Genomic DNA, 12,158 nt, shown 5'->3' on the forward strand with positions numbered 1-12,158 from the left:
CTGGTGCTTACCATTCTAAATTTGGTCGGTTAGAAAACGATACCCTATACAGTTTGTATGAAAAAGCTGTAAAAGGCACCCTGGATGATGCTGGGGTGGAACCTGAATCAATCGATGGTATCTTTGTTGGAAACTATAGCGGGGGTACGCTCAACAACCAGGAGAATATTGCTCCTTATGGTGTAAACGTACTTTCTGAACTCAGACATAAGCCCATGTACCGAACAGAAACTGCCTGTACTTCCGGCTCTTCTGCTATCCACATGGGTATTATGGCCATAAAATCAGGGTTGATGAACCGAGTGTTGGTCATTGGTCTTGAAAAAATGACAGCGGTAGATACGGCTGCTGTTACCAAATCTTTGGCGTTGGCCACTTACTGGCCCGATGAAGGTGCTAAATCAGTAACAGCCCCTTGTATGTTTGCTGATCTGGCAAAGGGCTGGCTCAACAAACATGGCTACAGTCAAGATCAACTGCAACAATGGCTGGCTCAGATATCAGCTAAAGCTTATACTCATGGAGCGAGTAATCCGCTGGCACATATCACAAAGCCCCGATCAGCTGAAGAAATACTGTCATTGCCAGATGAGAAAAACCCGATGATCTATGAGCCATTGAGACTACATGATTGCTCACTTATTTCTGACGGAGCATCTGGTTTGATTTTAGAGGCTGACCCTCAAGACAAATCAAAAGCCATTAGAGTTAAAAGCTTTTATAATGCCAGTGATTATTTAGACAGCTTCGGTAAAAATAAATCTGATCATTTTTTGGAAGGCGCTCATTACGCAGTTAATAAAACGCTAAAAGAGGCCGATTTAAGTCTCGCTGATATAAATCTGGCTGAAGTACATGATTGCTTTACAATTACGGAGCTATTGATATACAGTGCACTCGGCATTACCCAACCTGGGCGAGAATTTGAAGCAATCGAGGATAAATCAGTTTTTCATAATGGACGGCTGCCAATCAATCTATCAGGTGGTCTCAAAGCAAAGGGACACCCCATTGGGGCTACGGGAGTATCTATGCATGCCTATATCTATAAACAACTGATTGGTGAGGCTTACAACAATCAAGTAGAAAAGGCTCAAAATGGTATTACCGTTAATATTGGAGGTGCCGGCACATCAAATTGTGTATCGGTCTTAGGTATTGACTAAACCAGTAACCGAAACCCAAATACGGGTAATCTTCCCTGCTGAAAATCGAGGTCAATAGATCTCTTGAAGCCAATTTTCTCATACATACCCCAGGCAATATCCATTGCTTCTGTTGAGTGTATAATAACCTGCCCTCTCCCATCTTCTTTAGCCTGATCTATGCATGCGTTGGTCAACAATTTACCAATGCCCTTGCCTCGTGCTTCAGGATCTACAGCCAGCAATCTAAATCCTGCAGCATTTTGTTCCATGGTAGCTATACCTCCTGAGCCGTAATCTTTCATGTCTTTGATATAAACTACAGCTCCGACAATTTCATCTTTCTCATTCACAGCGGTAAACAAGCGGATGCCTTCATTTTTAGTCAACTCACCAATCTCGGCAAGCATTTTATAATAATCTGGCTGTTCTTCTGCAGTAGGAAAGCCATCTAATTGGCTATACACTTTCACCATCAGTTCGCCAATTTGCTCAAACTCAGTTGGCTTTGCATCCCTTACCGTATAGCTGTTTTCCATTTGATCGTAGATTGTTTACGGTCAAATATAGTCTAATCAATCGAACTATTAGAATTACTGCAATACACCATCCCAATCTTTAAAAACTGGCTCATATCCCTGGTTTCTAATGACTTCTAATATATGCGCTGTGGATCGCTTGTCATCAATCTCGAATTGCTCCAGATTTACATTGGGATTAGCATACCCACCGGGGTCAGTCTTACTATCAGCACTCATTGAGGTGATTCCAAGCTTAATTACGTTGTCACGAAATCTCTCAGACTCCCGAGTAGAAAGCGACAATTCCACCTCTCCATTCCATAAACGATAGGCGCAAATCAATTGCACCAGTTCCCGATCAGACATCACCGATTTCAACTCAACACCACCAGAGCAAGGACGAAGTCGTGGGAAAGAAATCGAATACTTAGATTGCCAGTATTTCTTTTCTAAATAAGCCAGGTGCGATGCACACATAAAGCTATCAGTACGCCAGTCCTCCAAACCGATTAACACCCCAAGACCCATCTTATGAATACCAGCTAGCCCTAATCGATCGTGCGTTTCTAAACGGTATGTGAAATTTGATTTTTTACCCTTAGGATGATGCTTTTTGTAGTTGGCATCATGGTATGTTTCCTGATAGACCAGCACAGTATTTACTCCTGCTGCAATCAACTGCTCATACTCTTCCTGGTCGAGTGGCTGTACCTCAATGGCTATATGTGAGAAATAGGGTTTTATGAGTTTTATGGCATTTAGAAAATACTCAACACCTACTGTCTTATTAGCCTCACCTGTAACTAATAAAATGTGGTCATACCCATAAGATTTAATGACTTTTACTTCTTCCAGTATTTCCTGATCAGAAAGAGTTTTCCTCTTGATCGGCACGTCCAGGCTAAAGCCGCAATAAGTACAAATATTCTGGCACTCATTACTCAAATACATTGGTATGTACATCTGGATAGTTTTGCCGAATCTCTTTTGTGTTAGCAAGTGGCTTTGTCTGGCCATATCCTCAAGAAAGGGAGCTGCTGCGGGTGATATAAGGGCTTTAAAATCTTCTAAATTTCTCTCCGTTTTATTAATAGCTCTCTCAACGTCCCTGGCAGTTTTTTCATAGATTGAAGCTTTAATACTTTCCCAATCTGGCGACCCCAGAACATTTGAAAATGTATGGTTTGATAGCTGCTTATACATCTAAAAAACTTGTTAGTGGACTACTTGCTACGGCTTCATTTGCGGTAGCACCAAGTTTAGCTTCATAGGCCATTCGACCTGCTTCTACAGCTTTCTTAAATGCAACACCCATGGCCACAGGATCTTGTGAAACGGCAATGGCTGTATTAACCAAAACTGCATCAGCTCCCATTTCCATCGCCATAGCAGCGTGAGATGGTGCACCTATACCTGCGTCTACAATTACGGGCACATTGCTTTGCTCAATAATTATTTCAATAAAATCACTGGTTTTAAGTCCTTTATTGCTCCCGATGGGTGATCCTAATGGCATCACAGCAGCGGTACCTGCATCTTCCAGCCTTTTACACAATACCGGATCAGCATGTATATAAGGCAAAACGATAAACCCCTTCTTCGCTAGTTCTTCTGTTGCTTTAAGTGTTTCTATTGGGTCTGGCAACAAATACTTAGGATCCGGGTGGATTTCCAGTTTCAACCAATTGGTTTCCAGGGCCTGACGGGCAAGCTCAGCAGCAAACACTGCTTCTTTGGCTGTTCGTACCCCCGATGTATTTGGTAAAAGGTTAAATTGATTGTGATTTAGATGGGTCAGAATGTCATCTGATTGATTCTTGACATCCACTCGTTTAAGGGCAACCGTAACTAATTCAGAACCTGAAGCCAACAGTGCTTCTTCCATGAGTTGACTGGAGCTGAACTTACCAGTACCGGTAAACAACCTTGATTTAAATGTTTTATCTGCTATAACTAAGTCCTTCATCAATCCGCCACTTTTAAATTTATTTGTTCTTCAAACGCCTTATTGATTTCCTCCACCATAGTATGCTTATCAGCTGAATGGGTGATAAGACCCGATACTGCCACTCCATGCATTCCAATCTTTTTCAATTGATAAATGTCATTTTGTGTAATACCACCGATGGCTACTATAGGAAAATCACGAGTAGATAATTGACCTAGCGCTTTTTGATATCCTTCAAGGCCTAAAATAGGGCTCAGCTTTTTCTTTGTAGTTGTATACTTGTATGGTCCCATACCGACATAATCAGCACCATCTGCTATATGTCGCTCTACATCTTCTATAGTGTTTGCAGTCCCTCCAATAATAAATTCATCAGGTGATTGCAGTCTTGCTTCCCTTACAGGCATATCTAATAAGCCGAGATGCACCCCATCTGCCCTGGACTCTAAGGCAATAGACAAATTATCGTTAATTATAAGGGTAGCCTTGTAACTTTTGGTAATCTCTCTGCACGCTTTTGCTTCCTCCAGGTAAGTTTCGTAGCTGGTGTCTTTCATTCTGAGTTGGACCCACTTTACACCAGCTTTGCACGCTTCTTCACATAATTGTGCGTGGGTTTTACCTGAATGATCTTGAGTAATATACTGTAGTCTAGAAATCATTTGTCTTACATTTTATGGTAGCCGAGCAACTCTGGGGTGCCATCTAAAAACTTCCCGATATAGTGTTTAGCCTCAGCACATGCCAACATCAGCGGATAATTGAGTGTGAGGTTTGCTGCCAATGCACTGGCAAAGACACAACCTGAGCCATGTTTCTCAGAAGGTTTTTCAGCCTTATTTTTAAGTGTAAAAGACTCTGCACCTTCCAGCAAATAGTCCCTGCCTAAGTCTAGTGTATTATGACCACCTTTGAGGTATACCTTGCAATACTTGGTAAGCAATTTTGCACCTTCAATTCCTCCTAAACCAGAGAGTTTCTTAGCTTCATTCCAATTGGGAGTTATGAGAAATAGTCTTTTTAGCAATTCACCAACAGCCTCCAGATCATGATTGAAATCAAAACCCGCACTTGCCGAAAGTACTGGATCCCAGATTACTCTGGTACCTTCAGGTAACTTGTCTAATATTTTGTGAATGAGGCCCAATGATTCTATCAGGCCGATTTTTACGTATTTAAAATCGTATTGGTCGAGCAGTATATCTAACTGACCAAGAACCAATTTCTCATCCAACCAATTGACAGACTCAAACCTGCAATCATTCTGAATTGTATTCGCAGTATTTACAGCCAAGCCATATACTTTATGTTCTTCTATAGCTTTAATATCTGCTAATACTCCTGCCCCGGCACTGGGGTCAAAGCCACCTATAACCAATACTTTCGGTCGACTGGTTAACATTTTTCTTTAATTATTTTAAAAGTTTCTACAGGATTCTCTGATTGCCAAATTGAGCCACAAACTGCCACACCATTAAAACCGGTTTCTTCACACGTATCAATTTTAGATGCATCCACACCTCCGAGTGCAATCACGTTTACTTCGATCTCTGTCAATACATCTTTAAGATGTTTTAAGCAGAAAGCCGCTTTATGATTTTCCTTAGAAATAGAATCAAAAATGGGGCTTAGAAAAGCATAGTCGAACTTGCTCTTCTTTTTCAACTCACTTATTCCATGGCTTGACACGGAGCAGTGATTTACTTTTTTCGGAAGCGTTTCATGGTTCCAACTGTTGATGTGAATTCCTCTAAGACCAAATTCATCAACTAACTGATAGTGGCTATGTGTCACAACCCTCTCCATATAACTATGATCAATACCCATGAGAAACTGGCGCAATTCACTTTCGGATGCATAGGGCTTTCTTAAATGAAAATACTCCATACCCTCAGCAAACATGGCATTGATATACTCACCTTCCTGAGTCATATTATTGTCAGATGATATGACAATCAATTTCATGATTTAGTCAACCAATTTTTCAGGTTCCAGATAAACATCACCACCTTTTTTGGTAAATTCTTCCGCCTTTTCCTGCATCCCTTTCTCAAGGGCTTCATTCGTTTCCATGCCATTTTTAGCCGCATAATCCCTCACATCCTGAGTGATCTTCATCGAGCAAAAGTTTGGTCCACACATAGAGCAAAAGTGAGCAACCTTGGCATTTTCAGAAGGTAAGGTTTCATCATGATAAGCTCTGGCCGTATCAGGGTCTAAAGACAAATTGAATTGGTCCTGCCATCTAAACTCAAAGCGTGCTTTACTCAATGCATCGTCTCTATACTGCGCTCCCGGGTGCCCTTTGGCGAGGTCAGCTGCATGAGCTGCCAGTTTGTAGGTAACTACCCCCGATTTCACGTCATCTCTATTAGGCAAGCCCAGGTGTTCTTTAGGCGTTACATAGCAAAGCATAGCTGTACCATACCAGCCTATCATCGCGGCACCAATACCTGAAGTGATATGGTCATAGCCCGGTGCTATATCTGTTGTTAGTGGTCCTAAAGTATAAAATGGCGCTTCGCCACATTCGGCCAACTGCTTATCCATATTCTCTTTGATCATATGCATAGGTATGTGTCCCGGCCCTTCAATCATCACCTGCACATCATGTTTCCAGGCAATTTTGGTAAGCTCACCCAGTGTTTCCAACTCTGCAAACTGGGCCTCATCATTTGCGTCTGCAATAGAACCAGGTCTCAAACCATCACCCAATGAGAATGCCACGTCATACTGTTTCATAATCTCACATATCTCTTCGAAGTGTGTATATAAGAAACTCTCTTTATGATGCGCCAGACACCATTTTGCCATGATAGATCCACCTCTGGAGACAATACCGGTAACTCTTTTGGCCGTCATAGGCACATACCTCAATCTAACACCAGCGTGAATGGTAAAATAATCAACACCTTGTTCGGCCTGCTCAATAAGTGTATCTCTAAATAGCTCCCAGGTTAAGTCTTCGGCTTTACCATTGACTTTCTCTAAGGCCTGATAAATAGGCACCGTACCTATTGGAACTGGTGAGTTTCTGATGATCCACTCTCTTGTCTCGTGTATATTTTTGCCGGTAGATAAGTCCATCACAGTATCTGCTCCCCAACGTGTGGCCCACACCATTTTCTCAACCTCCTCTTCTATCGTGGATGTAACTGCTGAGTTTCCGATGTTAGCATTGATTTTTACCAGAAAGTTTCTACCAATAATCATCGGCTCGCTTTCAGGGTGATTGATATTGTTTGGAATTACAGCTCTACCGCGCGCTACCTCATCGCGTACAAACTCAGGTGTAATTTCATTTGGTATATTAGCTCCGAAACTTTCACCCGGATGTTGTTTCGTAATTGCCTTATACTCCTGCAGTTTCTGATTCTCACGAATAGCGATATACTCCATTTCCGGAGTGATTATCCCCTTTTTCGCATAATACATTTGAGAAACATTTTTACCCTGTTTCGCTCTCAATGGCTTTTTTAGATACTCAAAACGTAAGTGATCAAGGTCTGAATTATACAGACGCTCTTTGCCGTATGAAGATGTAATTTCCGGTAATTCCTCTACATCACCTCTCGAGTGAATCCAGGAAGCTCTCAATTGAGGAATCCCTTTTTTCACATCAATTTCAACCGATGGATCGGTGTATGGTCCGGAAGTATCGTAAACTGTGACAGGGGGATTATTTTCTTTTTTCACCTCACCTTCACTAAACATCGGCTTAGACTCTGTAAGGGCTATTTCTCGCATTGCAACCCTTACATCTTTATGCAGCTTTCCTTCTACATAAACTTTCTGTGAGGCTGGAAATGGATCTCTGGTGATCTTTGATTTTTCTGAAGGTGTAATTTCTTTTTTTGCCATAGTAGTTGCTTTTAGCCACCTTGTGTTGCGGTAATCACAAGTATGCGGTCATTCTCTTTTAATTGTTTTGTTTCCCAGTCAGTCCGATGGATGACTTCATCATTTACGGCTACTGCAATTCCTTTTTTGGTCTCTAGCGCTTGGCTTTTCAGAACCTCAAAAAGTTTTGACGCAGTAATACTGATGGGCGTATCGTTTAAATACACTTGCATCTGTTAAAATAAATTAAGGGGAAGGTTTAAAAAGAGAGATTTGCCTGGCTGGCAACTCAGCTTTTCCCTTCGCCCGGATTATCGGTTTCAGGTTCTAAGGGTATGTCTCAGCCGTATATTGGCACCCCTAAAGCTTATTTCGAATTATGGGATCAAATGTACAGTAGCGATTTGCATTTTGCAAATGAATGCTCCCGCATTGTTGATTTATATTTTAAACGGGAATAGAAAGCTGCCTAGGCTCATATTTAGCCGCTAATTCAGCAATTGCTTTTATGTGATCTGGTGTGGTGCCACAGCAACCTCCTATGATGTTGATAAGGCCTTCATCTAAAAAGACTTTAATCTGATCAACCATATCTTGAGGAGATTGATCATACTGACCAAATTCGTTTGGTAAACCTGCATTTGGGTGTGCGCTGGTATAAAACCGGGCCTCTTTTGACAAAATCTGTAAATACGGCCTTAAGTCCTTAGCGCCTAGCGCACAATTGAGTCCAATGCTTAAAAGAGGAAAGTGCTCAAGTGAAATTAAAAATGCCTCAGTTGTCTGTCCACTTAAGGTTCTGCCACTTGCATCTGTTATCGTACCGGATACCATGATAGGTACTGATTCACTACGCTCCTCAAGCAATTCTGTAATACCAAATAGTGCGGCTTTGGCATTTAGTGTATCAAATACTGTCTCAACAAGTAATAAATCAACTCCACCATCAAGCAAGGCTGCTGTTTGGTGTTTGTAAGCTTCAGCTAATTGATCAAAGGTAATCGCTCGAAAACCAGGATTATTTACATCTGGTGAGATCGAAGCAGTTCTATTTGTAGGCCCAATTGACCCGGCAACAAACCTCGGCTTATTAGGTTCTTTTTTAGTGAACTCCTGAGCAGCTTCTACAGCTATTTTGGCAGACTCATAGTTGATGTCATACACAGCTTCTTCAAGGGCATAATCTGCCTGAGCGATTGTCGTGCCACTAAATGTATTGGTCTCAACAATATCGGCTCCTGCTTCAAAGTAGGCCCGATGTATATCCTTTATTATATCAGGCCGTGTAATTGAAAGCAAATCATTATTACCTTTTAATGGTCGATCATGATCTTTAAATCTATTACCTCTAAAATCTTCTTCTGTGAGCGTATGTCGTTGTATCATTGTACCCATGGCACCATCCAGGACTAAGATTCGCTCATTTAATATTTGATCAATTTTCGCCATACTGTGTTATCTTATGTGACATTACTATCTAAGCCGATTGTCAGTAATTTTAACAATGGAAAATTACCAATTACTTGGGATTTGGCCTATGATGTTTGTTATTTGTTAGACCACAAAAATTAAAACTATTAGAATTTGAAGCTCGCAGCAATAGACATCGGATCAAATGCCATTAGACTGCAGGTGACAACCACCATTCATACTAAAGGCGAACTCAATTTTAAGAAATTAGAGTATGTCAGATTTCCATTACGATTAGGTCAGGATGTGTTTAATACGGGGACGATAAGTCCTTCTAAGAAGAGTAAATTTAAAAAACTCATGCGTGCCTTTAAGTTATTAATCGACTTGTACGAAGTGGATGATTATATGGCTTGCGCTACTTCAGCTATGAGAGAATCTAAAAATGGTCGTGAGATCATCAAAGAGGTTGAAGAGGATATCAAACTTAAAATCAGAATCATCGATGGTGCCAACGAGGCACTGATTATAAACAATGCTATAAGCACCTTCTTAGATAAGAAAAAGGATTACTTACATATAGATGTAGGTGGTGGTAGCACTGAGCTTACCTTGCTTCGTGGTGGTAAGAAAATCACTTCTAAGTCCTTTAAGATCGGTTCTGTAAGGCGTCTTGGTCATCATGACTCACCCATTATCTGGAACAATATGAAAAAGTGGGTAACCAGTATGATAAAGCCGGAGGAAACAAAGGTGACTGCAGTAGGTACCGGTGGTAATATTAATAAGCTTTTCGAGTTGGCTCAAAAAGTGCCTGGCGACAAATTGGGTATTTCTAAATTGAAAGAAGTACAGGCAGATGTAAGAGACATGTCTATCGAAGAACGAATAAACGAATTGCAATTAAACCCTGACCGGGCAGATGTAATTATACCTGCTTCTGAAATCTACATTGCTGTAATGGAATGGGCTAACGCAAAGAACATTTTAGTACCTAATGTGGGCCTTAAAGATGGAATAATGCAGCACCTTTATGAGAAAAATACCTATCAAGAAAAAATAAAATTCAGTTAGCAAAAGGCTATCCAAATACTGTACAGTATCTGGATAGCCTTTATTCTATTTATTCTCAACCTCTTTCTCAACCTCAATACTCTCGACCGATCGGCCGTTATTGACGGCTTTTTCTATATGATCAAAAGTGAGATCGAGCTCTTCCAGATTTTCTTTAGTTACATTATAAAACTCGCGATGAATATTAAACTCAGGGTCGCCATTGGCATGTTTTTTCACGTAAGTGCCATCTTCCTGCATTACGTATGCGTTCACATTGTCTTTTAAGTTATACTGCAATATATTCTTGACCTGCTTCTTGAGTAAATCGTCAGTAAGTAAAAACAACGATTCAAGTCTACGCTCAAAACTTCTCACCATCATATCGGCACTGCCAATATAGAGCTTATAGTCACCGGCATTGTGGAAGTAATAAATGCGGCTATGCTCCAGGTAATGACCTACAATAGATATCACCTGTATATTTTCACTTAAACCTTTGCGGCCGGGCCTTAGACAACACATACCACGCACAATAAGCTTAATGGGTACACCAGCCTGAGAGGCAGCATACATTTCATCAATCACTTCTTTATCCTGCAGCGAGTTGATTTTTATAACGATGCCTGATTCAAGGCCCTTTCTTGCGTTTTCTGTTTCTTTTCTAATCATCTCTACCAGCTGCTGCCTCATATCTTTAGGCGCTGTGATGAGATTTTTATAAACACTCGGCATAGAATGCCCAGTTATTACATTGAAGAACTCAGAAATATCATGCGCATACACCTCATCGGTGGTAAGTAGGCCCAGGTCGGTATAAAGTCGAGAGGTAGACTCATTGTAGTTACCACTGCTCAGGTGAACATAGCGAGTAACCTTATCACCTTCTTTTCTAACAATCAGCATCAGTTTGGTATGCGTTTTAAAGCTACTGATACCATAAATCACGAAGCAACCCGCCTTTTGTAGTCGCTGAGCTTCTCTTAGGTTATTTTCCTCATCAAAACGAGCTTTTACCTCAAACAATACAGAAATGTGTTTACCATTTTCGGCTGCTTTGAGTAGAGCTGCTGTAACCCGACTGTCTTTGGCCAATCTGTATATGGTTATTTTTATAGCCAATACATCAGGGTCTTCTGCCGCCTTTTCCAGCAAGTCGATTACTGGCTCCATGTTATTATATGGGTGATGGAGAAGCACGTCTTTATTTTGAAGTACTTCAAAAATATTTTCATCCTTAATCTCGGGATAACTCACCGGTGGCACTTCTTCAGGCATCTCGGTAAGCATATCTTTAAACTCTCTATGCCTTACGATATCCCAAAGGCCATTGAGATCCAGAATACTGCCCTTCGGTATCCTAAACACATTATCGTCATCGATTTCCCACCTACTTTTTAAGACCTTCATCATCCAGGCATCTGGTCTGCCCATAACTTCCAGTCTCACCACCCTACCAGATCTTCGGGTCTTGAGCTTTTTCTTGAGCTCATCTAAAAAGTTGGCCTCTATATCATCACTTTCATCTAAAGTAAAATCACCATTTCTGGTAATTCTAAATAGGCTGATTGAGTGTGTTTGAACATTTCGGAAAAGCTGCTCAATGTTATTCTTTATGATATCCTCGATGGGCACGAAATGCACACAATCATCAATCTCCAACTCGTAGAATCGAGGTAAATTGGAAGGAACCTGTATAAATGATAATTTCTTATTCTCTACATTATATTCATTACCTTCTGTGACCACACCAAATACAAGCCTGTTGGTATTGAGCATAGGAAATGTGTGATAGCTATCATACACCATAGGTGTAAGCATCGGGTAGATAGTAGTCTCAAAATAGTTTTTGACTAACTTTTTGTGGTCTTTGGATAGCTTTTTATAAGGAGTTATAGAAAAATCATTGTCCTCAAAATGAGGCATGAGTTCATCAAGGAAAAGTCGGTGTTGCTCTGCAGTAAAATTCTCTGCCTTTGCGAATAAAATCTTCCTAAAGGGCAGCTCTCGCAAACCTGAGTAATCTATGCGTTGCTTTTTGTAGTCTATATAGTTATACAAACTGCCAACCCTTATGGTGAAAAACTCATCAAGGTTGGAGGCTGTAATTGCTAAAAACTTCATTCGCTCAATCAGGCTTTTGTTTTTATCTTTAACCTGATCTAGTACTCTATAATTGAAGTTAAGCCAACTTAAATCGCGACTGATGTAATCGCTTTTATTAATGAGACTTCTTGTTCT

Annotated in this window: 12 protein-coding genes and 1 riboswitch; of the genes, 2 read left to right on the forward strand and 10 right to left on the reverse strand. The window is 40.7% G+C overall.

Annotation, left to right across the window (positions count from 1 at the left end; translation table 11 throughout):
* Nucleotides 1–1,166, forward strand: a 1,166-nt coding sequence (locus E1176_RS13470; protein WP_155211156.1) for a thiolase C-terminal domain-containing protein, incomplete at its 5' end; no start/stop codon positions are given.
* Here the strand turns inward: E1176_RS13470 and E1176_RS13475 are convergent.
* The 9 genes from E1176_RS13475 to E1176_RS13515 all read right to left on the reverse strand — a co-directional run bounded on the left by E1176_RS13475 (nt 1,163) and on the right by E1176_RS13515 (nt 8,903).
* Nucleotides 1,163–1,684, reverse strand: a complete 522-nt coding sequence (locus tag E1176_RS13475; RefSeq protein WP_155211157.1) for a GNAT family N-acetyltransferase — start codon at nt 1,682–1,684, stop codon at nt 1,163–1,165. The genes E1176_RS13470 and E1176_RS13475 overlap by 4 nt on opposite strands.
* A gap of 54 nt (nt 1,685–1,738) precedes the next feature.
* Nucleotides 1,739–2,869, reverse strand: a complete 1,131-nt coding sequence (gene thiH, locus E1176_RS13480) for a 2-iminoacetate synthase ThiH (RefSeq protein WP_155211158.1) — start codon at nt 2,867–2,869, stop codon at nt 1,739–1,741.
* Nucleotides 2,862–3,632 carry a thiazole synthase gene (locus tag E1176_RS13485; RefSeq protein ID WP_155211159.1) on the reverse strand — a complete coding sequence of 257 codons (771 nt, stop codon included), beginning with the start codon at nt 3,630–3,632 and terminating at the stop codon, nt 2,862–2,864. Before E1176_RS13485 ends, thiH begins: the two co-directional genes overlap by 8 nt.
* Nucleotides 3,632–4,276, reverse strand: coding sequence for a thiamine phosphate synthase (gene thiE / locus E1176_RS13490; protein WP_155211160.1), 645 nt, complete (start codon nt 4,274–4,276; stop codon nt 3,632–3,634). Before thiE ends, E1176_RS13485 begins: the two co-directional genes overlap by 1 nt.
* Nucleotides 4,277–4,281: 5 nt before the next feature.
* A complete protein-coding gene (locus E1176_RS13495) occupies nt 4,282–5,016 on the reverse strand; it encodes a hydroxymethylpyrimidine/phosphomethylpyrimidine kinase (RefSeq protein WP_155211161.1) in 735 nt (244 codons plus the stop codon).
* Complete coding sequence (locus E1176_RS13500; protein ID WP_155211162.1) at nt 5,010–5,579, reverse strand: thiamine phosphate synthase; 570 nt, start codon at nt 5,577–5,579, stop codon at nt 5,010–5,012. Before E1176_RS13500 ends, E1176_RS13495 begins: the two co-directional genes overlap by 7 nt.
* Before the next feature lie 3 nt (nt 5,580–5,582).
* Nucleotides 5,583–7,475: a phosphomethylpyrimidine synthase ThiC gene (gene thiC, locus E1176_RS13505; RefSeq protein WP_155211163.1), complete on the reverse strand. Its 1,893-nt coding sequence runs from the start codon at nt 7,473–7,475 to the stop codon at nt 5,583–5,585.
* Between the two features lie 11 nt (nt 7,476–7,486).
* Nucleotides 7,487–7,687 carry a sulfur carrier protein ThiS gene (thiS, locus tag E1176_RS13510; protein WP_155211164.1) on the reverse strand — a complete coding sequence of 67 codons (201 nt, stop codon included), beginning with the start codon at nt 7,685–7,687 and terminating at the stop codon, nt 7,487–7,489.
* 47 nt (nt 7,688–7,734) lie between these two features.
* Nucleotides 7,735–7,826, reverse strand: a riboswitch (TPP riboswitch).
* A gap of 75 nt (nt 7,827–7,901) precedes the next feature.
* Nucleotides 7,902–8,903, reverse strand: coding sequence for a homocysteine S-methyltransferase family protein (locus E1176_RS13515; RefSeq protein WP_155211165.1), 1,002 nt, complete (start codon nt 8,901–8,903; stop codon nt 7,902–7,904).
* A gap of 135 nt (nt 8,904–9,038) precedes the next feature.
* On the opposite strand from E1176_RS13515, the gene E1176_RS13520 reads away from it, so the two are divergent.
* Entirely contained in the window at nt 9,039–9,938 is a 900-nt protein-coding gene (locus tag E1176_RS13520; protein WP_155211166.1) for a Ppx/GppA phosphatase family protein, read from the forward strand.
* 45 nt (nt 9,939–9,983) lie between these two features.
* Here the strand turns inward: E1176_RS13520 and ppk1 are convergent, their stop codons facing one another.
* Nucleotides 9,984–12,143, reverse strand: coding sequence for a polyphosphate kinase 1 (ppk1, locus tag E1176_RS13525; RefSeq protein ID WP_185152804.1), 2,160 nt, complete (start codon nt 12,141–12,143; stop codon nt 9,984–9,986).
* Nucleotides 12,144–12,158 lie beyond the last annotated feature (15 nt).

It is taken from the genome of Fulvivirga aurantia, assembly GCF_009711475.1.
Lineage (GTDB): Bacteria > Bacteroidota > Bacteroidia > Cytophagales > Cyclobacteriaceae > Fulvivirga > Fulvivirga aurantia.